The organism is Rhizobium metallidurans (assembly GCF_014196505.1).
Taxonomy (GTDB): Bacteria; Pseudomonadota; Alphaproteobacteria; order Rhizobiales; family Rhizobiaceae; genus Rhizobium; species Rhizobium metallidurans.
Genome location: NZ_JACIDW010000005.1, coordinates 1 through 25,503, shown reverse-complemented (window position 1 = coordinate 25,503; position 25,503 = coordinate 1). Strand labels below are relative to the sequence as shown.

General features: G+C 62.4%; 27 protein-coding genes. 5 read left to right on the top strand and 22 right to left on the bottom strand.

The annotated features are described in order from the left end of the window. Positions 1-212 precede the first annotated feature (212 nt). The 3 genes from ntrC to dusB are packed head-to-tail and all read right to left on the bottom strand — an operon-like array spanning position 213 to position 3,825. The gene (gene ntrC / locus GGQ67_RS10705) at positions 213-1,664 is read right to left on the bottom strand and encodes a nitrogen regulation protein NR(I) (protein ID WP_112433760.1); all 1,452 of its coding nucleotides are present in this window, start codon (positions 1,662-1,664) and stop codon (positions 213-215) included. Then, positions 1,661-2,812 carry a two-component system sensor histidine kinase NtrB gene (locus GGQ67_RS10700; protein ID WP_183900158.1) on the bottom strand — a complete coding sequence of 384 codons (1,152 nt, stop codon included), beginning with the start codon at positions 2,810-2,812 and terminating at the stop codon, positions 1,661-1,663. The genes ntrC and GGQ67_RS10700 overlap by 4 nt, the downstream gene beginning before the upstream one ends. Then, positions 2,809-3,825 (bottom strand): tRNA dihydrouridine synthase DusB, encoded by a 1,017-nt coding sequence (gene dusB / locus GGQ67_RS10695; RefSeq protein ID WP_183900328.1) that lies wholly within the window; start codon positions 3,823-3,825, stop codon positions 2,809-2,811. The genes GGQ67_RS10700 and dusB overlap by 4 nt, the downstream gene beginning before the upstream one ends. Before the next feature lie 147 nt (positions 3,826-3,972). Here dusB and GGQ67_RS10690 point away from each other — a divergent pair, with 147 nt between their 5' ends. Further along, positions 3,973-5,193 carry a bifunctional 2-C-methyl-D-erythritol 4-phosphate cytidylyltransferase/2-C-methyl-D-erythritol 2,4-cyclodiphosphate synthase gene (locus GGQ67_RS10690; protein WP_183900157.1) on the top strand — a complete coding sequence of 407 codons (1,221 nt, stop codon included), beginning with the start codon at positions 3,973-3,975 and terminating at the stop codon, positions 5,191-5,193. Beyond that, positions 5,190-5,690, top strand: a complete 501-nt coding sequence (locus GGQ67_RS10685) for a CinA family protein (protein ID WP_183900156.1) — start codon at positions 5,190-5,192, stop codon at positions 5,688-5,690. Before GGQ67_RS10690 ends, GGQ67_RS10685 begins: the two co-directional genes overlap by 4 nt. Before the next feature lie 7 nt (positions 5,691-5,697). On the opposite strand, the gene GGQ67_RS10680 is transcribed toward GGQ67_RS10685, so the two are convergent. From GGQ67_RS10680 to GGQ67_RS10595, 18 genes are all read right to left on the bottom strand, one after another. Next, on the bottom strand, positions 5,698-6,141 hold the full coding sequence (locus tag GGQ67_RS10680) for a type II toxin-antitoxin system RatA family toxin (protein WP_183900155.1): 444 nt from the start codon (positions 6,139-6,141) through the stop codon (positions 5,698-5,700). 9 nt (positions 6,142-6,150) lie between these two features. Continuing rightward, positions 6,151-6,720 (bottom strand): AAA family ATPase, encoded by a 570-nt coding sequence (locus tag GGQ67_RS10675; RefSeq protein ID WP_183900154.1) that lies wholly within the window; start codon positions 6,718-6,720, stop codon positions 6,151-6,153. 42 nt (positions 6,721-6,762) lie between these two features. Next, the gene (locus tag GGQ67_RS10670) at positions 6,763-7,350 is read right to left on the bottom strand and encodes a P-loop NTPase family protein (protein ID WP_183900327.1); all 588 of its coding nucleotides are present in this window, start codon (positions 7,348-7,350) and stop codon (positions 6,763-6,765) included. A 32-nt stretch (positions 7,351-7,382) separates the two neighbouring features. Further along, on the bottom strand, positions 7,383-7,679 hold the full coding sequence (locus tag GGQ67_RS10665) for a HigA family addiction module antitoxin (protein ID WP_183900153.1): 297 nt from the start codon (positions 7,677-7,679) through the stop codon (positions 7,383-7,385). Between the two features lie 9 nt (positions 7,680-7,688). Further along, the gene (locus GGQ67_RS10660) at positions 7,689-7,970 is read right to left on the bottom strand and encodes a type II toxin-antitoxin system RelE/ParE family toxin (RefSeq protein ID WP_183900152.1); all 282 of its coding nucleotides are present in this window, start codon (positions 7,968-7,970) and stop codon (positions 7,689-7,691) included. Positions 7,971-8,024: 54 nt separating this feature from the next. Next, complete coding sequence (gene lipA, locus GGQ67_RS10655; RefSeq protein WP_183900151.1) at positions 8,025-8,999, bottom strand: lipoyl synthase; 975 nt, start codon at positions 8,997-8,999, stop codon at positions 8,025-8,027. 40 nt (positions 9,000-9,039) lie between these two features. After that, on the bottom strand, positions 9,040-9,288 hold the full coding sequence (locus GGQ67_RS10650; protein ID WP_183900150.1) for a GlsB/YeaQ/YmgE family stress response membrane protein: 249 nt from the start codon (positions 9,286-9,288) through the stop codon (positions 9,040-9,042). A gap of 14 nt (positions 9,289-9,302) precedes the next feature. Further along, positions 9,303-9,557 carry a GlsB/YeaQ/YmgE family stress response membrane protein gene (locus tag GGQ67_RS10645; protein ID WP_018899984.1) on the bottom strand — a complete coding sequence of 85 codons (255 nt, stop codon included), beginning with the start codon at positions 9,555-9,557 and terminating at the stop codon, positions 9,303-9,305. Positions 9,558-9,633: 76 nt separating this feature from the next. Further along, positions 9,634-11,079 carry a dihydrolipoyl dehydrogenase gene (gene lpdA, locus GGQ67_RS10640; protein ID WP_183900149.1) on the bottom strand — a complete coding sequence of 482 codons (1,446 nt, stop codon included), beginning with the start codon at positions 11,077-11,079 and terminating at the stop codon, positions 9,634-9,636. Between the two features lie 15 nt (positions 11,080-11,094). Continuing rightward, complete coding sequence (locus GGQ67_RS10635; RefSeq protein ID WP_183900148.1) at positions 11,095-11,676, bottom strand: GNAT family N-acetyltransferase; 582 nt, start codon at positions 11,674-11,676, stop codon at positions 11,095-11,097. Positions 11,677-11,678: 2 nt separating this feature from the next. Continuing rightward, positions 11,679-12,320 (bottom strand): SGNH/GDSL hydrolase family protein, encoded by a 642-nt coding sequence (locus GGQ67_RS10630; RefSeq protein ID WP_183900147.1) that lies wholly within the window; start codon positions 12,318-12,320, stop codon positions 11,679-11,681. Positions 12,321-12,339: 19 nt separating this feature from the next. Then, entirely contained in the window at positions 12,340-13,689 is a 1,350-nt protein-coding gene (locus tag GGQ67_RS10625) for a pyruvate dehydrogenase complex dihydrolipoamide acetyltransferase (protein ID WP_183900146.1), read from the bottom strand. 18 nt (positions 13,690-13,707) lie between these two features. Then, positions 13,708-15,090, bottom strand: a complete 1,383-nt coding sequence (locus tag GGQ67_RS10620) for a pyruvate dehydrogenase complex E1 component subunit beta (RefSeq protein WP_183900145.1) — start codon at positions 15,088-15,090, stop codon at positions 13,708-13,710. A gap of 17 nt (positions 15,091-15,107) precedes the next feature. Continuing rightward, on the bottom strand, positions 15,108-16,154 hold the full coding sequence (pdhA, locus tag GGQ67_RS10615) for a pyruvate dehydrogenase (acetyl-transferring) E1 component subunit alpha (RefSeq protein ID WP_183900144.1): 1,047 nt from the start codon (positions 16,152-16,154) through the stop codon (positions 15,108-15,110). A gap of 146 nt (positions 16,155-16,300) precedes the next feature. Further along, positions 16,301-16,621 carry an FtsB family cell division protein gene (locus tag GGQ67_RS10610; RefSeq protein WP_183900143.1) on the bottom strand — a complete coding sequence of 107 codons (321 nt, stop codon included), beginning with the start codon at positions 16,619-16,621 and terminating at the stop codon, positions 16,301-16,303. A gap of 185 nt (positions 16,622-16,806) precedes the next feature. Beyond that, the gene (gene eno, locus GGQ67_RS10605; RefSeq protein WP_183900142.1) at positions 16,807-18,081 is read right to left on the bottom strand and encodes a phosphopyruvate hydratase; all 1,275 of its coding nucleotides are present in this window, start codon (positions 18,079-18,081) and stop codon (positions 16,807-16,809) included. 153 nt (positions 18,082-18,234) lie between these two features. Beyond that, on the bottom strand, positions 18,235-19,077 hold the full coding sequence (kdsA, locus tag GGQ67_RS10600) for a 3-deoxy-8-phosphooctulonate synthase (RefSeq protein ID WP_183900141.1): 843 nt from the start codon (positions 19,075-19,077) through the stop codon (positions 18,235-18,237). Continuing rightward, on the bottom strand, positions 19,074-19,958 hold the full coding sequence (locus tag GGQ67_RS10595; protein WP_183900140.1) for a VOC family protein: 885 nt from the start codon (positions 19,956-19,958) through the stop codon (positions 19,074-19,076). Before GGQ67_RS10595 ends, kdsA begins: the two co-directional genes overlap by 4 nt. Before the next feature lie 199 nt (positions 19,959-20,157). Here GGQ67_RS10595 and lexA point away from each other — a divergent pair, with 199 nt between their 5' ends. Beyond that, positions 20,158-20,883, top strand: a complete 726-nt coding sequence (lexA, locus tag GGQ67_RS10590) for a transcriptional repressor LexA (protein WP_183900139.1) — start codon at positions 20,158-20,160, stop codon at positions 20,881-20,883. Here the strand turns inward: lexA and GGQ67_RS10585 are convergent. Continuing rightward, positions 20,864-23,308: a ComEC/Rec2 family competence protein gene (locus GGQ67_RS10585; protein WP_183900138.1), complete on the bottom strand. Its 2,445-nt coding sequence runs from the start codon at positions 23,306-23,308 to the stop codon at positions 20,864-20,866. The genes lexA and GGQ67_RS10585 overlap by 20 nt on opposite strands. A 294-nt stretch (positions 23,309-23,602) precedes the next feature. On the opposite strand from GGQ67_RS10585, the gene gltA reads away from it, so the two are divergent. Both gltA and GGQ67_RS10575 read left to right on the top strand, forming a co-directional pair. Continuing rightward, on the top strand, positions 23,603-24,892 hold the full coding sequence (gene gltA / locus GGQ67_RS10580) for a citrate synthase (RefSeq protein WP_183900137.1): 1,290 nt from the start codon (positions 23,603-23,605) through the stop codon (positions 24,890-24,892). A gap of 80 nt (positions 24,893-24,972) precedes the next feature. Beyond that, positions 24,973-25,368 carry a winged helix-turn-helix domain-containing protein gene (locus tag GGQ67_RS10575; RefSeq protein ID WP_246400159.1) on the top strand — a complete coding sequence of 132 codons (396 nt, stop codon included), beginning with the start codon at positions 24,973-24,975 and terminating at the stop codon, positions 25,366-25,368. The last annotated feature ends 135 nt before the right edge of the window (positions 25,369-25,503 follow it).

Here is a 25,503-nt window from a genome sequence, read left to right as displayed (position 1 = left end):
CCACGCGGTGAAACGTATTTCACCGCCGTCCTTGGGTCAGGGTGAAAGACCGCGCTCGATCTCCCGCTCGTGCATCGTCGAGCCGGATCATCGGACGCAGAACTGACCGCAGGAACACAAACCCCTTGCGTGACTTATTGGCAACGCAATGTGGCGAAAATGCAACGCATCGCGTCACATTGTCAAGCCGTGCAGGGTCAAGCCATGCGGCTTCAAGCGGTGCGAGAGCTTCTGTAGACCGATACGCCGAGTTCGCGGATCTTCTTGCGCAGCGTATTGCGGTTGAGACCGAGCAGATCGGCGGCCTTGATCTGATTGCCGCGCGTCGCCGTCAGCGCAGCAAGGATCAGCGGATACTCCATCTCGGTCAAAACGCGGTCATAAAGGCCCGGAGGCGGCAGATTGTCGCCGAAAGTCGCGAAATAGGACCGCATGTTTTCCTCGACGGCCTGGGCAATGGTCATGTTGCCATTGCGGATCGGACCCTTCTCGATCGGGCTGTCGGGCACGTCGGAACGGAGTTCGGACTCGATGATCTCGCGGGTGATCACATCCTGTGGATAAAGTGCCATCAGGCGGCGGATCAGGTTCTCCAGCTCGCGCACGTTGCCCGGCCAGGCATAGGCCTTCATCAGATCGAGCGCTTCCTGATCAAAACGCTTGGTGCCGAGGCCTTCCTTCTCCGCCTGCTGGATGAAGTGACGGACGAGATCCGGGATGTCCTCGGCGCGGTCGCGCAGCGGCGGCAGGCGCAGCGGCACGACGTTGAGGCGGTAGTACAAATCCTCGCGGAAGAGGCCCTGGTTGATCGCCTGCTTCAGATCCTTGTTGGTGGCGGCAACGATGCGCACGTCGGTGCGGATCGGGGTGCGGCCGCCGACGGTGGTGTATTCGCCCTGCTGCAGCACGCGCAGCAGGCGCGTCTGCGCATCCATCGGCATGTCGCCGATTTCGTCAAGGAACAGCGTGCCGCCCTCGGCCTGCTCGAAGCGGCCGGTGGAGCGGGTCTGCGCACCGGTGAAGGCACCCTTCTCATGGCCGAACAGCTCGGATTCGATCAGGTCGCGCGGGATCGCGGCCATGTTGATGGCGACGAAGGGGCCGTTGCGGCGCTTGCCGTAATCGTGCAGCGCGCGGGCGACGAGCTCCTTGCCGGTGCCGGATTCGCCGGTGATCATCAGCGTCAGGTCGGTCAGCATCAGACGCGCCAGGACGCGGTAGATTTCCTGCATGGCGGCCGAACGGCCAACCAGCGGCATGCCGTCCTGCACGTCGTCCTCGACCTTGGCCGGCTTGCGCTTCGGCTCCGACAGCGCCCGGCCGATGATGCCGATCAGCTCGGTCAGATCGAAGGGCTTGGGGAGATAGTCGTAGGCGCCCTTCTCCGAGGCCTTGATCGCCGTCATGAACGTGTTCTGCGCGCTCATGACCAGCACGGGGAGATCCGGACGGGCCTTCTTGATGCGCGGAAGCAGGTCGAAGGCATTCTCGTCGGGCATGACGACGTCGGTGACCACGAGGTCGCCCTCGCCGGCCGAAACCCAGCGCCACAGGGTGGCCGCGTTCGAGGTGATACGCACGTCATATCCGGCGCGGCTCAAGGCCTGATTAAGCACCGTACGAATTGCCGCATCATCATCCGCGACGAGGATCGTTGCTGTCATCGAGAGGGTCCTGTGGAGGTTATGGTTGCGTCCTCAAGCGATGCGTCCTTGGAGGCAGGCATGAGCACGCGGAATGTGGTTTTGTTGGCCTGGCTGTCGCATTCGATGATGCCGCCATGATCACCGATGATCTTGGCGACCAGCGCGAGGCCGAGGCCGCTGCCATTGGTCTTGGTGGTGATGAACGGGTCGAACAGGTGCGGCAGCAGGTCCGCCGGCACGCCCGGACCGTTGTCCTGCACGCAGAACTCCAGCGGCAGCGAGATCTTCTCGCGCGTTCCCGCGACCGAGAGGCGGATGCCGGGACGATAGGCGGTCGTCAGCACGACTTCGCCATCCGGCCGGTCGCCGATCGCCTCGGCGGCATTCTTGACGAGGTTGAGGAAGACCTGCACCAGTTGGTCGCGGTTGGCGTAGACCGACGGCAACGAGGGGTCGTAGTTCTCGGTGATCTTGATGTGACGCGCAAAGCCTGCCCTGGCCACCGCCTTCACATGATCGAGCACGGAATGGATGTTCACGGGCACACGGTCGACGGGGCGCTCGTCGGAGAAGACCTCCATGCGGTCGACCAGCGAAACGATCCGGTCGGTCTCGTCGCAGATCAGCCTTGTCAGCGCGCGGTCATCGTCGGTCGCCGAGTGCTCGAGCAGCTGGGCGGCGCCGCGAATGCCCGACAGCGGGTTCTTGATCTCGTGCGCCAGCATCGAGGCAAGACCGGTGACCGAACGGGCGGCGGCGCGGTGCGTCAACTGCCTATCGATCTTGTCCGCCATCGAGCGTTCCTGGAAGACGATGACGACGGAGCCCGGCTCGCTCGTCACCGGCGCGACGTAGATATCGACGAGCTTGTCCTGGCCGAGCCTCGGCGAGCTCAGATCGACGCGATACTCGTTGATCGGCGCCCGGCGCTCGCGCACCTGATCGATCAGCGCGAGAAGCGGGCTGCCGAAGGGAATGAAGGTCGAGATCTTGTATCGCGCCAGATGCGAGGCGCTTGCCCCGAAGAATGCTTCCGCCTCCCAGTTGGCAAAGGCGACCAATCCGGCATCATCGACCATGATGACGGGGTTCTGGATGGCGTTGAGAACGGCCATGGCGACGGCACTGCCGGCATGGGCAGATGATAGCGACGCGTCGTTTGTCATGCGGCCTCCCGGGCATCTGTATTGTCCGCCGCCGCGACCAGGGCATCGTGGAATCGCTGCGAGACCTCGCGAGGATCGCGCGCGGTCATGATCGCCGCCTTGTCGTTTGCCGACACCGACGGTGCGAAGCGCTCCATATACCACCCGAGATGCTTACGCGCATGACGAACGCCGACCGCTTCACCGTAAAAATCGAGCATCATGCGATAATGTTCGACGGCGATATCGGCGATTTCCCAAGGCTGGGGCGCATCGGCGCCGGCGAGCACGCCGGCATGCCACGGACGCCCCTGGCAGCCACGGCCGATCATCACGGCGTCGGCGCCCGAGCGGCGCAGGATTTCATGGGCGTCCTCGACCGTTTCGACGTCGCCATTGGCGACAAGCGGGATGGTGAGGACATCGCGGACGGCGCGGATCGCGTCCCAATCGGCGTGTCCCTCGTAAAACTGCATACGCGTACGGCCGTGGATCGTCACCAGCTGGACGCCGGCCTCCTGGGCACGCTTTGCGATTTCGGGGGCGTTGATCGAATTCTCGTCCCAGCCAAGCCGCATCTTCAGCGTGACGGGAACATCGACCGCCTTGACCGTCGCCTCGATGAGGCCGAGCGCGTGATCCGGATCGCGCATCAGCGCCGAGCCGGAATAGCCGCCGATCACCTTCTTGGCCGGGCAACCCATGTTGATATCGATGATATCGGCACCGTGCGCGGCGGCGATCTTCGCGCCCTCCGCCATCCAGTGCGCTTCACGACCGGCAAGCTGCACCATGTGCGGATTGAAGCCCGCGGTCTTCAGCCGCGCCCAGGATTGCTCGGTGTCGTTGACGAGCTCGCGGCTTGCGACCATCTCGGTCACCACCAGTCCCGCGCCATGGCGCCAGGCCAATTGCCGGAACGGCATATCGGTGACGCCAGACATGGGCGCCAGCACGATACGGTTGCGCACCGCAACGGTTCCGATGCACAAAGGAGATGCGAGGTGTATGTCAGACAACTGATTATCTTTCAGGCACGCTAAGCAGGTGCACTATTTTTAGACAGATTTAAAAGACTTGCCAAGGGGGAAGTGCCCGAATTGATATTTTTCGGGCAGATGCTGGAATTCGGTGCGCCAAGCCGTTAGAGCACCTCCAGAAATTCTGCTTTTCGGGGATTTATGCCGCAAATGCATCAAAAGCAACCGATATCCATCGGAATCATTGTTGTGGCCGCTGGCCGGGGCGAGCGCGCCGGCGCATCCGTCGAAGGCCCGAAGCAATATCGCCGCATCGGTGATCGGCCCGTCATTGCCCATACGCTCGAAGTTTTCGCGACATGGCCTCAAGCCACCGAGATCGTCGCCGTGATTCACGCCGATGACGAGGCCCTGTTTGCGAAGGCAACCGCTGGTGTCGCGTTCAGGCTGCCGATCGCCACTGTGCATGGCGGCTCGACGCGCCAGCAATCGGTGCTCGCAGGGCTTCGGCACCTGCAGGACAAGGGGATCACCCATGTCATGATCCACGACGCCGTGCGGCCGTTCTTCGATCACGACCTGCTCGACCGCGTGATGGCCACGCTGGCTGAGGGCGCGCCTGCCGTGCTGCCGGCCATGCCGGTTGCCGATACGCTGAAGCGTGCCGATCAATCCGGCATCGTGGTCGAGACAGTGCCCCGCGCGCAGCTCCATGCGGCGCAGACACCGCAATCCTTCGATTTCGGCATCATTCTTGCCGCGCATGCGCAGGCGGCCGCCGCAGATCGCAACGACTTTTCCGACGACGCGGCGATCGCCGAATGGGCAGGCCACCCCGTGACCATCGTCGAGGGCATGGCCGACAATGTAAAACTGACAGTGAGGCGCGATATCGCAATGGCCGACCAGAGACTTTCCAGCACACGCCTTCCCGATGTGCGCACCGGCAACGGCTACGACGTGCACCAGCTCGAGGCCGGTGACGGCGTGACGCTGTGCGGCGTGTTCATTCCGCACGACCAGAAGCTCAAGGGCCATTCGGATGCCGACGTGGCGCTGCATGCGCTGACGGACGCGCTGCTTGCTACCTGCGGCGCCGGCGATATCGGCGATCACTTCCCGCCATCGGACCCGCAATGGAAGGGCGCGCCGTCGCGTATCTTCATCGAGCATGCGGCCAAGATCGTGCGCGAGCGCGGCGGCACCGTCATGAACGCCGACGTGACGCTGATCGCGGAAGCACCGAAGGTCGGGCCGCACCGCGACACGATGCGCGCCATGCTTTCGGAATTCCTCGGCATTTCGATCGACCGTTGCTCGGTCAAGGCGACGACCAACGAGACGATCGGCTTCGTCGGCCGCCGCGAGGGGATCGCCGCCATCGCGACCGCCACCGTCGTCTATCAGGAGATCAGCCAATGAGCCTCTATCTCGCCGATATCCTGTCCGAGGCCGAAGCCATTATCAGGACATTCGGAGCGGCGGGATTGATGGTATCGACGGCGGAATCATGCACCGGCGGGCTGATCGCCGGCGCGCTCACGGAAATTGCTGGCTCGTCGGCGGTCGTCGACCGGGGTTTCGTCACCTATACGAACACCGCGAAGATGGAGATGCTGGGCGTTCAGGAAGCGACGCTTGCGCGTTTCGGCGCGGTGTCAGAGGAGACGGCGCGGCAGATGGTGCATGGTGCCCTCTTCCGCTCGCGCGCGTCGATCGCCGTCGCGGTCACGGGTATTGCCGGCCCAGGCGGCGGATCGGCGGAAAAGCCTGTTGGCCTCGTGCATCTCGCCGCCAAGTCACGCAACGGTGACCTCATTCACAACAAGATGCTTTATGGCGATATCGGTCGTGGCGCGGTTCGTCTCGCCACCGTCAGGACGGCGCTGGCGATGATCCGGCAGCTCGGGCCGCGATGAGTTTCGCTCAGCTGTAGATCTTGCCGGCGCGCGTTTCGAAGGCTTCGGTGAACATCCGGAAGGCGCGGTCGAACATCGAGCCCATCAGGGCGCCGAGGATGCGGCTCTTGAACTCGTAGTCGATGAAGAAATGCACGTTGGAGCCCGACGGGGTGTCCTCGAAGCGCCAGCGATTGTCGAGATACTTAAAGGGGCCGTCGATGTATTTGACGTCGATGACGCGCTCGGCCTTGTTGAGCAGCACCTGCGTCGTGAAAGTCTCGCGGATCGCCTTGTAACCAACCGTCATGTCGGCGACGAGCAGAACCTTGCCATCGCGCTCCTTGCGGCTGCGGATCGCAAGCCCTTCGCATAGCGGCAGGAATTGCGGGTATTTATCGACATCGGCAACGAGATCGAACATCTGGTCTGCGGAATGCGGGACGGGGCGGTGCGTTTCGAACTGAGGCATGAGCCGCAGTTAAGCGGGCGCGCCGAGAAGATCAAGAAGGCGGCGCATTTCCCGGTGCGATTTCAACTGAAGGACGGGCACTTCGGGCTTGTGTCGCTCGATCCCCGCGATGATGAGCGGCGCCCACCGTCGCTCGAAATTCCAGATGTAGGTCAGGAACTCGCCATCCAGTCTTTCCGGGCAACCCGGCGCCATTTCCGGCCGCGCCCTGCCCCGCCAGGCAAGCCACCTTGTGGTGACACCGAGAAGACAGCGCCAGCGCGGCAGCCGCACCCAGAGCACCATATCGGTGCGCGGCATCCTGAGATCGAAGGTCGAGGCGCCGGTGCCGTCCATCAGCCACCGCTCCTCTGCAACAGCGGCCGCGATCATCTCGCGCTCCTCGGCCTTGGGTCGCTTCACCCAGCCCGGCAGCCAATAGAAGTCGCGGTCCATGGATATGTGTCGCACGCCGAGCCGCGCGCCGAGGCGTCTCGACAGCGTGGTCTTGCCGCCGCCAGAGCAGCCGATCACGAGAATGCGGTCGGCGCGGCTGACGAGGTCCGCGGCAGTGGTGATATCGGTGACGTAATTCGGCATGTCTTCCCCTCCCGCAAGCAAAGACCGAATCAGGCTGTCATCCTAGCCGATGGCTTCGAGGCGCTGAAGCAGTTGTCCCATCTGCGCCCTGCTCCTCAATTCGACGAGCGGGACGTCAGGCCCATGCAGGCGGATGCCTTCCATGAAATCGGGTACATCGTCCCTCTCGAAATTCCAGACATAGGAGATGAACTCCCGGTCCGGCCACTTTTCCGTGCATCCAGGCGCCATGTCGGGGCGCGTCCTGCCACGATGGACGATGCCGCGCTTGAAGATGCTCCACAGGCAGAGCCAGCGCGACACCCTCACCCACAAGATCACATCGGCGCGCGGCAGCCTGAGATCGAGCGTCCTCGGGTTGTTGCCATCGATGATCCAGCGCTCCTCGGCGACGATCCTGGCGATGATCTCGCGCTGCTCCGGCCTCGGCCTGCCCACCCATCCTGAAAGCCAGAACACCTCGCGGTCCATGGAGACGTAGCGGACGCCGAGTATCCGCGCGAGCTTCTGCGCCAGCGTGCTCTTGCCGCCACCTGATGAGCCGAAGATGACGATGCGGTCGGCGCGCTTGAGGAGTTCGGCCGCCTCAGCAAGACCGGTGACGTTCAGCCGATGCTTCGGTTGTTGCAACACGATGGCCTCTTGTCTGATTGCGGGGAAGATCAGGCCGCCCGGACAGGTGTAATCCCGCTGAGATCTCCAGCAGCCCGCCGCGCGACCGCAAGGTCGTAGGTGCGCTGCAGATTGAGCCAGAATTCCGGGCTGTTGTTGAAATAGCGGGACAGACGCAACGCCGTGTCCGCGGTAATGCCGTTTTCACCGCGCAGGACTCGTTCGATCCGCGTGCGTGGAATTCCCATGTCCTCCGCCGCCTTATAGGCGGAGATGCCGTATTCCTTCAGGAAATCCTCCTTGAGGATTTCACCGGGATGGATGGGGTCGACGGGAATGATCTGCATCCGCATCTCCTAATGGTAGTCGCAGAATTCGACATTGTCTGCATTGCCGTCTTTCCAGACGAAGCATATGCGCCACTGATCATTGACACGGATCGAATGCTGGCCGGCCCGGCTGCCCTTCAAGGCTTCAAGACGATTGCTTGGCGGAACACGCAAATCATCAAGGCTTATAGCAGCGTCGAGTGCCATCAACTTCCGTCGTGCCCGCTCGACGACATCCGCCGGGAAATGGCGGGCATCGCGTCGCAGGAAAAGGCCTTCAGTCTGCTTGTTGCGAAAGCCAACGATCATCCGATATCCGTATCGGAAAACGATACGGATATCAATATATCGTCGTTAGCCTGATTACTCAGCGGCCACCAGCAGCTTCTTCTCGCGCGCGGCGCGCAGGCGGGCGAAGTCGTCGCCGGCATGGTGCGAGGAGCGGGTCAGCGGGCTGGAGGCCACCATCAGGAAGCCCTTGGTGTAGGCGACCGTTTCGTAGGACTTGAATTCCTCGGGCGTGACGTAGCTCATGACCGCGTGGTGCTTGCGGGTCGGCTGCAGGTACTGGCCGATCGTCAGGAAGTCGACGTCGGCGACGCGCAGGTCGTCCATCAGCTGCAGCACTTCGTTGCGTTCCTCGCCGAGGCCGACCATGATGCCCGACTTGGTGAACATGGTCGGGTCCAGTTCCTTGACGCGCTGCAGCAGGCGTACGGAGTGGAAATAGCGGGCACCGGGACGAACCGTCAGATAGTTGCCCGGAACGGTTTCCATGTTGTGGTTGAAGACGTCGGGCTTGGCGGCGACGACGCGCTCCAGCGCACCGGGCTTCTTAAGGAAGTCAGGCGTGAGGATTTCGATGGTGGTCGTCGGCGATGCGGCGCGGATCGCCCAGATCACTTTCTCGAAGTGCTCCGCGCCGCCGTCTTCCAGATCGTCGCGGTCGACTGAGGTGATGACCACGTGGCTGAGGCCCATCTCCCTGACGGCCTTCGCCACGCTCTCGGGCTCGGCCATGTCGAGCGCGTTCGGCTTGCCGGTCGCGACGTTGCAGAAGGAACAGGCGCGGGTACAGATCTCGCCCATGATCATGAAGGTCGCGTGCTTCTTGTCCCAGCACTCGCCGATATTCGGGCAGCCGGCTTCCTCGCAGACGGTGACGAGCTTGTGCTCCTTCACGATCGAGCGGGTTTCGGCGTAGCCCTTGGAGGTCGGCGCTTTGACGCGGATCCAGTCCGGCTTGCGCATGACTTCCGTGTCCGGGCGATGCGCCTTTTCCGGGTGCCGCACGCGCTTTTCAGCGCTTGGATTGATCCTGTCGAGAATAGTTACCATCAATAACCTGCCTTCAAACCGCCGGAAGCGGCCTTCTTCGTCAGCGTCTGACGAGTTTTGCCAGAAATAGCAAGATACAAGAGCCGATGAAACCCGTCACAAGGTAACCCTGCCAACCGCTGGCGACATAGATGCCGGCGCGGGCAAAGACCGCGCTGCCGATAACAGCACCGACGATGCCGATGACGATGTTCATCAAAACGCCGAAGCGTATGCCCATCAAAATGCCCGCGAGCCAGCCCGCCAAGCCGCCGACGATGATCGCCGTAATCCAGCCCACACCTTCCATGCAGTCCTATCCCCTCAAGCTATCGCCCTTGCGATCAACACCACGATGATGGCGCCGACGGTGGCGTGAATAATCTGCACCACGATGGCGCTGTCTATGCCCAGGTTGATCCCCAGCGCGTTGAAGAGAAAGCCTCCGACGAACGCGCCGATGATGCCGCTGAGCAGGCACCGTATCAATCCGCCTCCACCAACGATCAGGCTGGCGAGGAACCCCGCGACCAGACCGATCAGGAGGAAGATGACGAGTGCCTGCGTACCCATAGACATGATGATTTCCTTTCGCTTTTTCCAGTCCGTGATTGAACGTGGTTCAATCCGTCATAGAGAGCGGCGAAGAAAATTATCAAGCGTTGAGGACGCGACCATAAGCATCCAGAACCGCTTCCTTCATGGTTTCGGAAACCGTCGGATGCGGGAAGATGGTGTGCATAAGTTCTTCTTCGGTCGTTTCCAGGTTCATGGCGACGACGAAGCCCTGGATGAGTTCGGTGACTTCGGCGCCGACCATGTGCGCGCCGAGCAGTTCGCCGGTCTTCTTGTCGAAGATCACCTTGCAGAGACCCTGGTCCTCGCCGAGCGCGATCGCCTTGCCGTTGGCGGCGAAGGAGAAGCGGCCGACGCGGATGTCGCGGCCGGCTTCCTTGGCCTTGGCTTCCGTCAGGCCGACGGAGGCGACCTGCGGGTTGCAGTAGGTGCAGCCCGGGACCTTGCTCTTGTCGGTGGCGTGAACATTCGGCAGGCCGGCGATCTTTTCGACGCAGACGACGCCTTCGTGCTCGGCCTTGTGGGCGAGCATCGGCGGGCCGGCGACGTCGCCGATGGCATAGATGCCCGATACGTTGGTCTTGCCGTAGCCGTCGATGACGACACAGCCGCGGTCGGTCTTGACGCCGACGGCTTCGAGGCCGAGGTTTTCGATATTGCCCTGGACGCCCACGGCCGAAATCATGCGGTCGGCTGTGATCTGCTGGACCTTGCCGTCAGCCGTCTCGACATGCGCGGTGAGGCTGTCGGCAGCCTTTTCGACCTTGGTGATCTTGGCGCTGGTGAGGATCTTCATCCCACGCTTCTCGAGCTGCTTGCGCGCGATCGCGGTGACTTCGACGTCCTCGACCGGCATGATCGTCGGCATGACTTCGACGACGGTAACGTCGACGCCCATCGAGCGGTAGAAGCTCGCGAATTCGATGCCGATGGCGCCAGAGCCCATGACGATCAGCGACTTCGGCAAGGCTGCCGGCTTCATCGCTTCGAAATAGGTCCAGATCAGCTTGCCATCCGGCTCGATGCCCGGCAGCGCGCGCGGGCGGGCGCCGGTTGCAATGATGATGTGCTTGGCGGTGTAGGTGCCCTCGCCCTTGATGTTCTTCGGAACCGGGTTCTGCGGCTCGACGACCGGCTTGGAGGACTTACCGACGACGATCTCGCCCGGCTTGGTGATCTTGGCTTCGCCCCAGATCACATCGACCTTGTTCTTCTTCATCAGGAAGCCGACGCCGCCGTTCAAGCGGGCGGAGACACCGCGCGAGCGGGCGACGACGGCTTTCACGTCAGCGCTCATCTTGCCCTCAAGCACGAGGCCGTAGTCCTTGGCGTGGTTGGCGTGGTCGAGGATCTCGGCCGAGCGCAGCAGCGCCTTGGTCGGGATGCAGCCCCAGTTCAGGCAGATGCCGCCCAGGTGCTCGCGCTCGACGATCGCGGTCTTGAGACCGAGCTGGCTGGCGCGCACAGCGGCCACATAGCCGCCGGGACCGGAGCCGATGATGATGACGTCGTAATTCTCAGCCATGTTTTCCTGCCTTTGTTATCGGGCGTCGCGGGTGAGAAGCACCCACTCGTGTTTCCTGCTGCTTTCGAAAAGAGACATTGCGTTTTGGCGCGCCGCTTCCGAAAAACCATTCTTCTTGTAAAGCGACAAAGCCGCTTCATTGTCACTTGCGGTGATCAGACTGACCGGCAGCGACCCTGCCCTGTCGATCTGATCCTTCAGTATGTCCCTGCCGATCCCGATGCCGCGCAGATGGCCGTAGACGCCGAGCGTTGCGATGAACCAGCTGCCAACAACCGTCTTCTGCAGATCGATCACCGGCTGCAAAGCCACGCGATCGACTTCCATCTTCTTTACGTCCTCGCCCAGCGCGTAGCCGATCGCCGCGCCCGCCGTTTCCCCGTAAGCCTCGGCCAGCACCGCATGGCGCCATGTGCCATAGCCGTCGTCCCGACGCATCTTCAGCCGGCCAAGCTCCATCGGCGTATCGCTGCCGGTGCCATCAAGCTCGCCCAGCCAAAGCCAGGAGGCGAAACCATGCGAGGCGATGTCCGAGAGGATCGCCAGTTCGGCCGCGTCATCCCGTGTGGCGGGACGGAGCGTCACGAAAGACGCCACGGTCAAAGCCCCAACATCATCCGCACGGTCGATTCCATGCCGCGCCCGAGAGCGCGGGTGTTCTCGGCGTCGAGATGGATGCCGTCGAGCGGCGTCGTCCTGGCGACCGAATTGGCGTCGAAGAAACCGCAGCCGAGCTCGTCGGCGAGATCCCGGTAGAGTGTCGCCAGCATCGCCGATTCCTCGATGCCGCCGACGAAGGAGGCCGCGAAGGGCACGTTGGCCGTCTCGCAGATCCTCGGCGGCGCGACGATCAGGATGTCCGGCACCTCGAAATCGAACGGCCAGGCGTGGTTGCGGATCAGCCGCACCAGCCGGGCGATGCCCTGGCAGGCGGCGAAGGCCGATCCGGCCACGACATTCTTCATGTCGTTGGTGCCGAGGAGCAGAATGACGAGATCGAGCGGCGCATGCGTCTGCAGAATGGTCGGCAGGACGCGGGCGCCGTTGCGGTCGCAATCGGCGAGATGATCGTCGAAGGCGGTCGTGCGGCCGTTCAATCCCTCGGCGATGACCCTGACCTCGTTGCCGAGCGCCACTTGCAGCGCACTCGGCCAACGATCCTTGTAGTCATGACGGCCGACGGAAGCGGCATCATAACCCCAGGTCAGACTATCACCATAGCAAAGAACGGTCTTCGTCATTTCCGCCTCCGCCGTTTGATCAGACGAGCATGCCCATCGGGTTTTCGATGTAGCCCTTGAACGCCTGCAAGAGCTCCGCGCCCAACGCGCCATCGACGCAGCGATGGTCGGTCGACAGCGTGACCGTCATCACGGTGGCGACAGCGAGCTCGCCGTTCTTCACGACAGGGCGCTGCTCGCCCGCGCCGACCGCGAGGATGGTTGCGTGCGGCGGATTGATGACCGCTGCGAAGTGCTTGACGCCCATCATGCCCATGTTGGAGACCGACGTGGTGCCGCCCTGATATTCCTCGGGCTTCAGCTTGCGGTCCTTGGCACGCTTGCCGAGATCGCGCATCTCGTTGGAGATGGCCGACAGGGTCTTTTCCTCGGCCTTGCGGATGATCGGAGTGATCAGGCCGCCGGGGATGGAGACAGCAACGCCGACATCGGCGTGCTTGTGCTTGACCATGTTGGATTCGGTCCAGGACACGTTGGCATCCGGAACGTCGCGCAGCGCAAGCGCCATGGCCTTGATGACCATGTCGTTGACCGACAGCTTGTAGGCCGGCGCGCTATCCTTGCGGGGAGCGGCGTCGTTGAGCTGGGCGCGCAGCGCCAGCAGCGCATCGAGCTCGCAATCGACGCTGACGTAGAAGTGCGGCACGGTCTGCTTGGATTCGACCAGGCGCTTGGCAATGACCTTGCGCATGCCGTCATGCGGCACGAGTTCGTAGGAACCCGGCTCGAACAGCTTGAGAACGGTCTCGTCGGATGCACCCTTCGGCGCGGCGGCAGGAGCCGATGCGGCAGCCTGCGGAGCAGCGGCAGATGCAGCCTTCGCGCCACCACCGGCAACCGCGGCTTCGACGTCGCTCTTGACGACGCGGCCATGCGGGCCGGAGCCTGCGACGGCTGCGAGATCGATACCGGCTTCCTTCGCCAGACGACGCGCGAGCGGCGAGGAGAAGGTGCGGTTGCCGCTTGCCGACGCAGCGGCAGGTGCCGCAGCCGGTGCCGGGGCAGAAGCAGGGGCCGCGGCCGGAGCCGGAGCGGCTTCGGTCTTCGCCTCGGCCTTCGGCGCTTCGGCAGCCTTCGGTGCCGGCGCGGCCGAGCCAGCGCCGCTTGCGGCGGCAGCGACGTCTTCGCCATCGGCGGCCAGAACGGCGATCAAGGCATTGACCTTGACGCCTTCGGTGCCGGCGGGAACGACGAGCTTGGCGACGACACCTTCGTCGACCGCTTCGACTTCCATCGTCGCCTTGTCGGTTTCGATCTCGGCGATGACATCGCCGGACTTAACCGTATCGCCTTCCTTGACCAGCCACTTGGCGAGGTTGCCCTCTTCCATGGTCGGAGACAGGGCAGGCATCGTGATGTTGATAGGCATCGAAATACCCTTCCCTTGTTACTTGTAGCAAACAGCCTTCACGGCATCGACGACTTCGGCGACACTCGGAAGCGCAAGCTTTTCGAGGTTGGCGGCGTAAGGCATCGGAACGTCCTTGCCGGCAATCGTGAGAACCGGCGCATCGAGATAATCGAAGGCCTGCTGCATGACGCGGGTGGCGATTTCGGTGCCGACAGAGTTCTGCGGGTAGCCTTCCTCGACGGTGACGAGACGGCCGGTCTTCTTGACCGATTCGATCACGGTCGGCAGGTCCATCGGACGCAGCGTGCGCAGGTCGATCAGCTCGGCGTCGATGCCGATCTTCTCGAGTTCTGCGACGGCCTTGGTGGCGTAGGTCATGCCAATGCCGAAGGAGACGATCGTGACGTCCTTGCCCGGACGATGGATGCGTGCCTTGCCGATCGGGAGAACGAAGTCATCCATCTTCGGCACATCGAAATGCTGACCGTAGAGGATTTCGTTTTCAAGGAAGACGACCGGGTTCGGATCGCGGATCGCGGCCTTGAGCAGGCCCTTGGCGTCGGATGCCGTGTAGGGCATGACGACCTTGAGGCCCGGGATCTGGCTGTACCACGAAGCGTAGTCCTGGCTGTGCTGGGCGCCGACGCGGGCAGCGGCACCGTTCGGGCCACGGAACACGATCGGAGCGCCCATCTGGCCGCCGGACATGTAGAGCGTCTTGGCAGCCGAGTTGATGATCTGGTCGATCGCCTGCATGGCGAAGTTGAAGGTCATGAACTCGACGATCGGCTTCAGGCCGGCCATCGCGGCACCGACGCCGACGCCGGCGAAGCCGTGCTCGGTGATCGGTGTGTCGATGACGCGGCGAGCGCCGAATTCCTGCAGCAGACCCTGGGTCACCTTGTAGGCGCCCTGGTATTCGGCCACTTCCTCGCCCATGACGAAGACGTTGTCGTCGGCGCGCATTTCCTCGGCCATGGCGTCGCGCAGCGCTTCGCGAACGGTCATGGAGACCATTTCGGTGCCGGTGGGGATTTCCGGATCGTTCGGAACCTGGGCCTTGGGCTCGGCGGGAACCGGAGCAGCAGCGGCGGCGGGCGCTTCAGCGGCCTTCGGCGCCTCAGTGGCGGCCGGTGCGGCAGCGGCAGGTGCAGCCGAAATGTCGGATGCGGATTCGCCGTCCTGCAGGAGAACCGCGATCTTGGCGTTCACCTTGACACCTTCGGTGCCGGCGGCAACCAGAAGCTTGCCGATGACGCCTTCGTCGACGGCTTCGACTTCCATCGTCGCCTTGTCGGTTTCGATTTCGGCGATGACGTCGCCGGAGGTGACCTTGTCACCTTCCTGCTTCAGCCACTTGGACAGCGTGCCTTCTTCCATCGTCGGAGAGAGGGCGGGCATGAGAATATCGATTGGCATGGGTCTACCCTCCCCGATTACAGCAGAATGTCGGTGTAGAGCTCGGACACATCCGGCTCCGGTGCGGCCTGGGCGAAGTCGGCGCTGTCGGCGACGATGTCGCGAACGTCCTTATCGACCGCCTTGAGATCGTCTTCGCTCGCCCAGCCGCGCTCGATGAGGCGTGCCTTGACCTGCTCGATCGGATCCTGCTCGGAGCGCATCTTCTGCACTTCTTCCTTGGAGCGATACTTGGCCGGGTCGGACATGGAGTGACCGCGATAGCGATAGGTCAGCATTTCGAGAATGATCGGACCCTTGCCGGAACGGCAATGCTCGAGCGCCTCGTCCGCCGCGGCCTTGACGGCGCGAACGTCCATGCCGTCGACCTGGACGCCGGGGATGCCGAAGCCGGAACCGCGCAGCGAGTAGTTCGACTGCGCCGTGGCGCGGGCCGTGGACGTGCCCATGGCGTAACGGTTGTTCTCGATGATGTAGATGATCGGGAGCTTCCAGAGAGCAGCCATGTTGAAGCTCTCGTAGACCTGGCCCTGGTTGGCGGCGCCGTCGCCGAAATAGGCGATCGAGACGCTGTCATTGCCGCGATATTTGTTGGCGAAGGCGAGACCGGTGCCGAGCGACACCTGGGCGCCGACGATGCCGTGGCCGCCGTAAAAATGCTTCTCCTTGGAGAACATGTGCATCGAGCCGCCCTTGCCACGGGAGTAGCCGTCGACGCGGCCTGTCAGCTCGGCCATGACGCCGCGCGCGGTCATGCCGGTTGCCAGCATGTGACCGTGGTCGCGGTAAGCGGTGATGACCTGGTCACCGTCCTTCTGCGCCATCTGCATGCCGACGACGACAGCTTCCTGGCCGATATAAAGGTGACAGAAACCGCCGATGAAGCCCATGCCGTAAAGCTGGCCCGCCTTCTCTTCGAAACGGCGGATGAGCAGCATTTCGCGATAGGCCTTGAGCTCTTCGTCACGATCGAAATCGGCCACCGGGCCACCATTCGATGCCTTCGCGGCTGGCTTTGCGCTTGTCTTACGGCTGGAAACGGTCGCGTTTTTTCGCGGAGCCATTCAACCCTCCCTATGGGTTTATCGGTTCTTGGGTGGTGCGCACCATAGGGAAGAAATTTCGCCACAGCAATGCCATAAATGCATGGCTCATATTCTGCCGTAAGCTATTGATAGTTATCAATTTATTTCGATTAACCGGAATTCGGTTAATTTGTATAATTGTTGAAAATGACGACTTCGTCGGCGCGCGAGAAGTTCAGCTGAAGACGCGCCTTCTCGTCCAGCATGTCCCTATCCATGGAACCATCACTTAGGAGCGCCACCTGCTTTTCAAGGTGCTCGCGCTTATTTTTAAGCACGGCCAGCTCCCTCTCCTTGGCGATGCGCTGGCGCTCGAACGCCTCGGTCGCGCGCAGACCATAATCGCCATGGATGGCATGATAGCCAAAGTAGGAGAGAAACGCGACCGTCATCGCCGGAATGATGAAACGGCCGATCTTTTTCTTCTTATGATGCTTGGTCCACATACACGCATTCTCGAAACGCATTACCGTTATCAACAAGCCTAACGGGCAGAGATTAACCGTCCGTTGACTATGAACGCGGCGCAACAAAAAACCCGCGCCGTCATGAACTGTCCCCGAAAGTTGGTTATCCAATTTCGGGGATCAGTTCACGAGAGCGCGGGTTCCAAATGCCTGAAATCAGCGGCTTAGCCGCGGATGATCGAACGGCCGGCGTACTGCGCCTGCGGGCCGAGGCCCTCTTCGATGCGGATCAGCTGGTTGTACTTGGCCAGACGATCCGAGCGCGACAGCGAGCCGGTCTTGATCTGACCGCAGTTGGTCGCGACGGCGAGATCGGCGATCGTCGAATCTTCGGTTTCGCCCGAACGGTGCGACATGACGGCGGTGTAGGCTGCCTTGTGCGCGGTGTTGACGGCATCGAGCGTTTCCGTCAGCGAGCCGATCTGGTTGACCTTGACGAGGATGGAGTTGGCGACGCCCATCTTGATGCCGTCGCGCAGGCGAGCCGAGTTGGTGACGAAGAGATCGTCGCCGACCAGCTGAACCTTCTTGCCGGCCAGATCCGTGAGCGTCTTCCAGCCATCCCAGTCGTCTTCGGCCATCCCGTCCTCGATCGAGATGATCGGGTACTGGGCAGCGAGCTGCGCGAGGTATTCGGCCATGGCGCCCGGCTCCAGCGTGCGGCCTTCGCCTTCGAGAACGTACTTGCCGTCCTTGAAGAATTCGGTCGCGGCGCAGTCGAGGCCGAGGTGGATGTCCTCGCCAGGCTTGTAGCCGGCTTTCTCGATCGACTTCATGATGAAGTCGAGAGCTTCAGGAGCGCTCTTCAGGCCCGGTGCGAAACCGCCTTCGTCGCCGACGTTGGTGTTGTGACCCTGGGCAGCGAGCTCCTTGCGGAGCGTGTGGAAGACTTCCGAGCCCATGCGGACGGCTTCGCGGATCGAATCGGCGCCAACAGGAAGGATCATGAATTCCTGGAAGTCGATCGGGTTGTCGGCATGCGCGCCGCCGTTGATGATGTTCATCATCGGAACCGGCAGCAGGTGGGCGGAAGCGCCGCCAACGTAGCGGTAGAGCGGCAGGCCGGCAGCTTCAGCGGCTGCCTTGGCGACGGCGAGCGAAACGCCGAGAATGGCGTTGGCGCCGAGGCGCGACTTGTTCGGCGTGCCGTCCAGCTCGATCATGATGTTGTCGATCTGGATCTGGTTTTCGGCATCGATGCCGCCGATGGCGTCGAAGATTTCCGTGTTGGCGGCTTCGACGGCCTTTTCGACACCCTTGCCGAGGTAACGCTTGCCGCCATCGCGAAGCTCGACGGCTTCATGCGCGCCGGTCGAGGCGCCCGACGGAACGGCGGCGCGGCCCATGCTGCCATCTTCGAGATAGACATCGACTTCGACGGTCGGGTTGCCACGGCTGTCGAGGATCTCGCGGGCGATAATGTCGGTAATAGCGGTCATCGGCTCTTCTCTGCTGGAGGGTGGATAAATCGTTTGAAATTCGTCTTAATCGAAGATGCGCAAATTACAATGCCAGTTCGGGACCCTTTTGCGCATGCTTCGCCGCATTGTTCGTGGCTGGCCTAATACACGAACGTGTCAGTCGTTTGAACGTCAGCCCTTGGCGATGGCGTCGAAGGCCAGCAGCTTTTCAAGCAGGCGCGGCATGTCCTTGAGATAGACCATGTTTGGGCCATCCGACGGGGCGTTATCGGGGTCTTCATGCGTCTCGACGAACACGCCGGCGACACCGACGGCGACCGCCGCGCGCGCCAGCGTCTCGACGAATTCGCGCTGACCGCCGCTCGAGCCGCCCTGCCCGCCCGGCTGCTGAACCGAATGGGTCGCGTCGAAAACGACCGGCGCGCCCATCGCTTCCATGATCGGCAGCGAGCGCATGTCGGAGACCAGCGTATTGTAGCCGAAGGAGGCGCCGCGCTCGCACAGCATGATGTTCGGGTTGCCGCTGGCATTCAGCTTGGCAAGCACGTTCTTCATGTCCCACGGCGCCAGGAACTGACCCTTCTTGACGTTGATGGCGCGGCCGGTCTTGGCAGCGGCAACCAGGAGGTCCGTCTGCCGGCTAAGGAAGGCCGGGATCTGCAGGACATCGACCACGGTGGCCACGTCGGCGCACTGCTCTTCGCTGTGGACGTCGGTGAGGACCGGGAAGCCGAACGCCTTCTTGAGATCGGCGAAGATTTCGAGCCCCGCTTCAAGCCCGATGCCGCGCTGCGCCGACAGCGACGTGCGGTTTGCCTTGTCGAAGGACGACTTGTAGACGAGGCCGATGCCAAGCTTGTCGCAGAGTTCCTTCAACGTGCCGGCGACCATGAAGGCATGCTCGCGGCTTTCGATCTGGCAAGGGCCGGCGATCAGAGACAGGCGGGCGCTGTTGGAAAACACAACACGGCCGGCGCCTTCGCCCACGGCCACTTCGGAATTGGTTTCAGTCATCGTTTCTCCTCGAAGGCGAAGAGTGCACCCTGGCCGGGCGCGGCCTTCACCAGAATTCGATTGTTCTTGCGTGTGTAGGTGATCCCGTTAGCAGCCAAATGCGCCTCTGTCACGGCGAGATCGGCAACGGCGAAAACAATCGCCGAGCCGCGCAAACCGCGATCGGCTGTCGGCTGGGACAGATCGTAATAGGCGTCCAGCCCATCCGGCGACAGGATATTGATACGGACGTTGCCCGCGTCGAGACTGACACCGAAGGCCTCCTGGCGCGACGCGGCCGCATCGGACGCCAGCTGCAACAGCGGCGCGAACGCCTTGGGATCGGACGACGAGAGCACGATCGAAGCGATCCCCGATACGCCGTTGGCGTGCGTCTCCAAGGCCTTGCGGTCGCTTGGCAGCGGATTGACCCGCTGGCAAGCGAAGAGGAAGAAATCGGGCGCGCGCAGATCGGCCGCGAAGGCCAGGCGGAACGCCGCCGTCACCTCCGACCCGTCCGGCATCCTCATCGACCGGGCGAATTGCAGCATATCGCCGCCGCTCATGCCATCGCTCATAAATCGCGCGTGATCACGATCGGCGTCCGGCGTGCCGAACACGATCGCCGACAAGCCGTCGTCGCCGCACCGAAAGCGAAAGGCGCGGTCGCGCGCCGCAAACACGTTCCCGTCGGCGATGGCGGCCTCATAGGCCTCGATACTGGCGATGCCGAGCGGCTCGAGATAGGTCTTGTCGGCGAAGAAAACGCAGGCGTTCGCGGTTCCGAAGGGATGCAGCGCATCGGCGGCGACCGTGAAGCCGAGCTTGCCCAAACGCTCGCGCGCCATCTCGATGTTGACGACCGGCAGGACGACGTGGTCCAGAGGATGGGGTTCACTCATAGGCAAATCCTCCCGAAATCGGCAGAGATGTGCGCTGGCTTTCGCCACAATGCAAGAGGCGAGCGCGGTTAAATCGAATGAAGCGCAAAATCGCGACGATTCAGAGCCAAGTTTTACGAAAATTTAGGCACTTGCGGAACACATATGGAACATATAGTGTCCGTTCTGGATTTGTTTCACGACTCTGGGGTTCAATTCGATGCTCACGCGCAAGCAACAGGAACTGCTTCTGTTCATTCACGAGCGAATGAAAGAGTCGGGCGTTCCGCCCTCCTTCGACGAGATGAAGGATGCACTCGATCTCGCGTCGAAGTCCGGCATCCACCGGCTGATCACGGCGCTGGAGGAACGCGGCTTCATTCGCCGGCTACCAAACCGGGCGCGCGCGCTCGAGGTCATCAAGCTGCCGGAAGCCTATAATCCGAGCCTGCAGCCACGCCGCGGCTTTTCGCCGAGCGTCATCGAGGGCAGCCTCGGCAAGTCGCAGCCGGTGGCCGCCGCCCCTGCCCCGAAGCCGGCGCCGAGCGCCGACAACGGAAACTCGGCTTCCGTTCCCGTCATGGGCCGGATCGCAGCAGGCGTGCCGATCTCGGCGATCCAGAACAACACCCACGACATCACCGTTCCCGCCGACATGCTCGGCTCGGGTGAGCACTACGCGCTCGAGGTCAAGGGCGATTCGATGATCGAGGCCGGCATTTTCGACGGCGACACCGTCATCATCCGCAACGGCAGCACCGCCAATCCCGGTGACATCGTCGTGGCGCTTGTGGATGACGAAGAGGCAACGCTGAAGCGCTTCCGCCGCAAAGGCGCCTCGATCGCGCTCGAGGCAGCCAACCCGGCTTACGAAACCCGTATATTCGGACCGGACCGCGTCAAGGTCCAGGGCAAGCTCGTCGGCCTCATTCGCCGATATCACTGATCGGTGACGGGTCGCCCGCGAAGCTGTTATTGCGCCAGTCATAGGCGCGATGACGCATCCAGGGGCGATCGAGACTGCCGTAAGCGGTTTTGACGACTGGCGCGCCTTGCTCGTCGATACGGATTTCGACGGCTCCCGATCGCCGCAAGGTTTCTCCGGTCAGGAGCATGGCGCCGGAGCGGCATGTCACCTCGCGGAGACGGACGGGTGTGACGACGATGTCGGCGACGTCGCAGGCGGGACCGAGATAAGCGGCGTTTTCCAGCGTCGCGATGATGTAGCCGCTGTCGAGCGTGGTCACGCACCACGCCGTCTTCAGGCACTGGAAGCCATTATTGTTGGTCGAATCCGCCGCGCCGCGCATCATGCCGCGGGCTTCGCGTTGTTGCCTTGATGTTAATCTCGGCCTTGGCTCGCCCTTTTTCGGGATGGACAGCGCCTCGCCATCGAGCATGTCCGGCGGCGTTTGATTTTGAATGGCAAGCGCGCGCTGCCATTGCCCCAGAATGAAGTCGGGCGGGCGTTCGCGGTTGCTGGCGAGGCTGTCGCTCTTGAGCGATGCCACGAGGCTTCCATCCTCGGACACGACGAGCTCGGGCAGCGGCTCGGCCGGCAGCATGACGAGGACAAGGGTTGCAACCGCGGCACCCACGGCGCCGATCCAGCGCAGGCGCGTCAGCATCAGCCCCCAGATCAGAAAGCCGACGACGGCGATCGCGAAATACCATTCGGGAATCCTGCCGGTATCGACGCTGCCGCCCCAGCCCGAGACCATCCTGGCGATGGCGATCACCAGATCCAGCCCGAAGCCGGCGACGATCCAAAAGGGCGCATCGAGGCCGAATGGCGTCGCCAGCATGGCGGCCATTCCAAAGGGCATGACGATGAAGGAGATGACCGGCATGGCCAACAGATTGGCCGGCAGCCCGTAGCCGCTCAGCCTGTTGAAATGCTCGATCGAAAACAATGCGGTCGAGAAGCCGCCGATCATGGAGGTGAGCGCGATGCCGCCGAAGAAGCGAAGCGCGAACATGACCGGTTTCATCGCCGGATGCGTGAAAAAGACGCTCTCGCGAGGTCGTCTTCTGGTCCAGACGGCAAAGCCGGCGACCAGTGCCAGGGTCGCGGCGTAAGACATCTGGAAGCTGGGGCCAAGCACTTCCGATGGCGACAGCGATATGATCAGCAGCGCGGAGAGAGCGATGTTGCGCAGGCTGATCGACGGACGGTCGAACAGCGCCGCGACCAGCATGATCGCCATCATGATGAAGGCGCGCTCGGCGGAGACGGCGAAGCCGGAGATCATGTAATAGGCGGTCAGCGCCAGAAGCGCGCTGCCGGCGGCGAACTTCTTGGTCGGATAGGCCTGAGCGAAGCCGGGAAAGAGACCGAAGAACAGGCGCAGCCCGACGAAGCAGATGCCGGCCGACAGCGCCATGTTGAGCCCCGAGATCGCGACGATATGCGCGAGACCGGATTGACGCAGCGCCTCGGTCGTCTCGTTGGAGATGGCCCGTCTCTCGTCGGTGACCAGAGAGGCGGCGAAGGCGCCGGTATCACCGGGCAGGATGCCACGGATGCGGTCGCCGATGCGGCTGCGCAGGCCGTAGAGCCAGGCCATGGCGCGATCTTTCGCGGAGAGCTCGACGCTATCCACCGGCGATGGGATGGGTTGCGGCGCGCCGTAGAAAAAACCGTTGGCGCCGATGCCGTCAAAATAGGCGGAAAATGCGAAATCGCTCAGTCCCGGCAGCGCCGGTCCCGCCGGCGGCGTCAGACGCACGCGGCCGGTCAGCCAGCCGCCGACCGCGACGGGTTCGCCCGCGCGGGCAACCAGCGAGATTTGTTCCGGTGGCCGCTTGAGAGCCGGCGTCTCCGTTCGCGTTACCCTGAGAATATAGCGCCAGCGGCCGTTGTCGTCGCCCTCACGCCGTTCCACGCGGCCGGTCACGGTCGTTGTCACCGGCGTGTCCAGAACCACGGTGGCCGCGCGCCATGTCTCGAGCTGCGCGGCAAACATGCCGAGCACGACGAGCAGACCGGCGACAGCCATGCGGCGGGTTGCGACGCGCCCGACGCCGGAAAGCAGGAATACGAGCACAAAGGCGGCCGCCCAGGCAAGCAATCGCGTCGGCGGAGGGTCGCTCGAAAGCCTGAACCATGCGATGGCGCCGGCCCCGAGCAGAACCGGTGACGCCAGGAAGAACCGGCCATGGTCGAATTCGGCGGCGAACGCCTGTCTGGCGACCACCATCTGGCGGGCGATTCGGCGGCTTGCGCGACCAAGAAAGCCTGACGAGGACTGCGTCAAGGGCGGACGTGTGACTATGGCACGGGCATTTTGCCCGGCCGCGTCCGGCAAATTGGCAATTTGCGCCGCTTCGGGTGCTTTCAAAACCGCGTTACTGGCATTCAACTCCGGCATGCAAAAACACCCGAAAGCCACCCTGACCTGCAGTCAGAATGCCGCTCTCGGAACCGAAACGCAACTATAATCGTTTGAATTCAAATGAGAAATAAAACCATCGAAAATGTCAGGATTATCATCGACTTCCGCTATGCGGAGACGGCATTTCAGCAGTGCTCAAAAGTTGATACTGCGATGCACAAAATGGCATCACGGTAACTTGGCATTAGGCGCGCGATCATATAGCTATCGCAGACGACGCTTAACCCTATGGCGCTTTTATGGCGCCACCCGCCAGTTTGGAGGATCATAATGACGGATCAAAGCGCAACACTGAAACTCGGTGACAAAACCGTCGAGCTCTCTGTCAAGAGTGGCACGATTGGCCCCGATGTCATCGATATCGGCGCCCTTTACAAGAACACGGCTTCCTTCACTTACGATCCTGGTTTCACCTCGACCGCATCCTGTGAATCGAAAATCACCTATATCGATGGCGACGAGGGCGTTCTGCTGCACCGCGGCTACCCGATCGAGCAGCTGGCCGAACAGGGTGATTTCCTCGAAGTCTGCTATCTGCTGCTCTACGGCGAACTGCCGACGGCGGCGCAGAAGAAGGACTTCGACTATCGCGTGACGCACCACACCATGGTGCACGAGCAGATGAGCCGCTTCTTCACCGGCTTCCGCCGCGACGCACACCCGATGGCCGTCATGTGCGGCTGCGTCGGCGCGCTGTCGGCCTTCTACCACGACAGCACCGACATCACCGATCCGCACCAGCGCATGGTCGCTTCCCTGCGCATGATCGCCAAGATGCCGACGATCGCCGCCATGGCCTACAAATACCACATCGGCCAGCCCTTCGTTTACCCGAAGAACGATCTCGACTACGCGTCGAACTTCCTGCGTATGTGCTTCGCCGTTCCTTGCGAGGAATATGTGGTCAATCCGGTGCTCGCCCGCGCCATGGATCGCATCTTCATCCTGCACGCCGACCACGAACAGAACGCATCGACCTCCACCGTTCGCCTCGCCGGCTCCTCGGGTGCCAACCCGTTCGCCTGCATCGCGGCCGGCATTGCCTGCCTCTGGGGCCCTGCCCACGGCGGCGCCAACGAAGCAGCGCTCAACATGCTGCAGGAAATCGGCACGGTCGATCGCATTCCCGAGTACATCGCCCGCGCCAAGGACAAGAACGATCCGTTCCGCCTGATGGGCTTTGGCCACCGCGTCTACAAGAACTACGACCCGCGCGCCAAGATCATGCAGAAGACGACGCATGAAGTGCTCGGCGAGCTCGGCATCAAGGACGATCCGCTGCTCGACGTCGCCATGGAACTCGAGCGCATCGCGCTGACCGATTCCTATTTCATCGAGAAGAAGCTCTATCCGAACATCGACTTCTATTCGGGTATCACGCTGAAGGCTCTCGGCTTCCCCACGACCATGTTCACCGTTTTGTTCGCGCTTGCCCGCACCGTCGGCTGGATCGCGCAGTGGAACGAGATGATCGAGGACCCGCAGCAGCGTATCGGCCGTCCGCGCCAGCTCTATATCGGCGAAGCGCAGCGCGACTACGTTCCGGTTTCCAAGCGCTAAAGCATGTCGCAGCCAACCTGATTCAGGATTCCCGTTTGACGTGATTTGTGATTCACTTATCCCATGGAAGGAGATGCACCATGGGCAAGCCGCATCCGATCGAGTTGCGAGAGCGTGTCGTTGCGTTTGTGAATGAGGGGCATAGTAATCGCGAAGCCGCTCGGCATTTCCGGGTTTCGCCCCGGTTCGTCAACAACATGATGATCCTGCATCGGTCATGCGGTTCCCTGACCGCCGCCAAGCAGGGACACCCGCCTGGTGGTACAAAGCTTTTGGCTCATGGTGATTGGATCCGCGAGCGGATGGCTGCCCATGGCGAAACGACGTTGGATGAACTGTGCGTTGCGCTCGCGGAGCGCGGCATCGAGGTCCACCGCGCGACCGTCGGGCGGTTTCTACACCGGCTTGGGCTGAGCAATAAAAAAAAGCCTCAAGGCAAGCGAGCAGCGCAGGCCGGAGATCGCCAAGGCGCGTGATCTGTGGATCAGCCGCCGCAAGCGGTTCTTCAACAAGGCCTTGTCGCGGCTCATTTTTATCGATGAGACTTCAACGAATACACGTCTGACGAAACGCACCGGATGGTCTGCCAAGGGCCGCCGCTTTGCCGCCTA

Bases quoted from the DNA above. Each gene is read 5' to 3' on its own strand.
- ntrC (WP_112433760.1), bottom strand. From the start codon at position 1,664: ATGACAGCAACGATCCTCGTCGCGGATGATGATGCGGCAATTCGTACG.
- GGQ67_RS10700 (WP_183900158.1), bottom strand. From the start codon at position 2,812: ATGACAAACGACGCGTCGCTATCATCTGCCCATGCCGGCAGTGCCGTC.
- GGQ67_RS10690 (WP_183900157.1), top strand. From the start codon at position 3,973: ATGCCGCAAATGCATCAAAAGCAACCGATATCCATCGGAATCATTGTT.
- GGQ67_RS10685 (WP_183900156.1), top strand. From the start codon at position 5,190: ATGAGCCTCTATCTCGCCGATATCCTGTCCGAGGCCGAAGCCATTATC.
- GGQ67_RS10680 (WP_183900155.1), bottom strand. From the start codon at position 6,141: ATGCCTCAGTTCGAAACGCACCGCCCCGTCCCGCATTCCGCAGACCAG.
- GGQ67_RS10675 (WP_183900154.1), bottom strand. From the start codon at position 6,720: ATGCCGAATTACGTCACCGATATCACCACTGCCGCGGACCTCGTCAGC.
- GGQ67_RS10665 (WP_183900153.1), bottom strand. From the start codon at position 7,679: ATGCAGATCATTCCCGTCGACCCCATCCATCCCGGTGAAATCCTCAAG.
- GGQ67_RS10660 (WP_183900152.1), bottom strand. From the start codon at position 7,970: ATGATCGTTGGCTTTCGCAACAAGCAGACTGAAGGCCTTTTCCTGCGA.
- lipA (WP_183900151.1), bottom strand. From the start codon at position 8,999: ATGGTAACTATTCTCGACAGGATCAATCCAAGCGCTGAAAAGCGCGTG.
- GGQ67_RS10650 (WP_183900150.1), bottom strand. From the start codon at position 9,288: ATGGAAGGTGTGGGCTGGATTACGGCGATCATCGTCGGCGGCTTGGCG.
- GGQ67_RS10645 (WP_018899984.1), bottom strand. From the start codon at position 9,557: ATGTCTATGGGTACGCAGGCACTCGTCATCTTCCTCCTGATCGGTCTG.
- lpdA (WP_183900149.1), bottom strand. From the start codon at position 11,079: ATGGCTGAGAATTACGACGTCATCATCATCGGCTCCGGTCCCGGCGGC.
- GGQ67_RS10630 (WP_183900147.1), bottom strand. From the start codon at position 12,320: ATGACGAAGACCGTTCTTTGCTATGGTGATAGTCTGACCTGGGGTTAT.
- GGQ67_RS10625 (WP_183900146.1), bottom strand. From the start codon at position 13,689: ATGCCTATCAACATCACGATGCCTGCCCTGTCTCCGACCATGGAAGAG.
- GGQ67_RS10620 (WP_183900145.1), bottom strand. From the start codon at position 15,090: ATGCCAATCGATATTCTCATGCCCGCCCTCTCTCCGACGATGGAAGAA.
- pdhA (WP_183900144.1), bottom strand. From the start codon at position 16,154: ATGGCTCCGCGAAAAAACGCGACCGTTTCCAGCCGTAAGACAAGCGCA.
- GGQ67_RS10610 (WP_183900143.1), bottom strand. From the start codon at position 16,621: ATGTGGACCAAGCATCATAAGAAGAAAAAGATCGGCCGTTTCATCATT.
- eno (WP_183900142.1), bottom strand. From the start codon at position 18,081: ATGACCGCTATTACCGACATTATCGCCCGCGAGATCCTCGACAGCCGT.
- kdsA (WP_183900141.1), bottom strand. From the start codon at position 19,077: ATGACTGAAACCAATTCCGAAGTGGCCGTGGGCGAAGGCGCCGGCCGT.
- GGQ67_RS10595 (WP_183900140.1), bottom strand. From the start codon at position 19,958: ATGAGTGAACCCCATCCTCTGGACCACGTCGTCCTGCCGGTCGTCAAC.
- lexA (WP_183900139.1), top strand. From the start codon at position 20,158: ATGCTCACGCGCAAGCAACAGGAACTGCTTCTGTTCATTCACGAGCGA.
- GGQ67_RS10585 (WP_183900138.1), bottom strand. From the start codon at position 23,308: ATGCCGGAGTTGAATGCCAGTAACGCGGTTTTGAAAGCACCCGAAGCG.
- gltA (WP_183900137.1), top strand. From the start codon at position 23,603: ATGACGGATCAAAGCGCAACACTGAAACTCGGTGACAAAACCGTCGAG.
- GGQ67_RS10575 (WP_246400159.1), top strand. From the start codon at position 24,973: ATGGGCAAGCCGCATCCGATCGAGTTGCGAGAGCGTGTCGTTGCGTTT.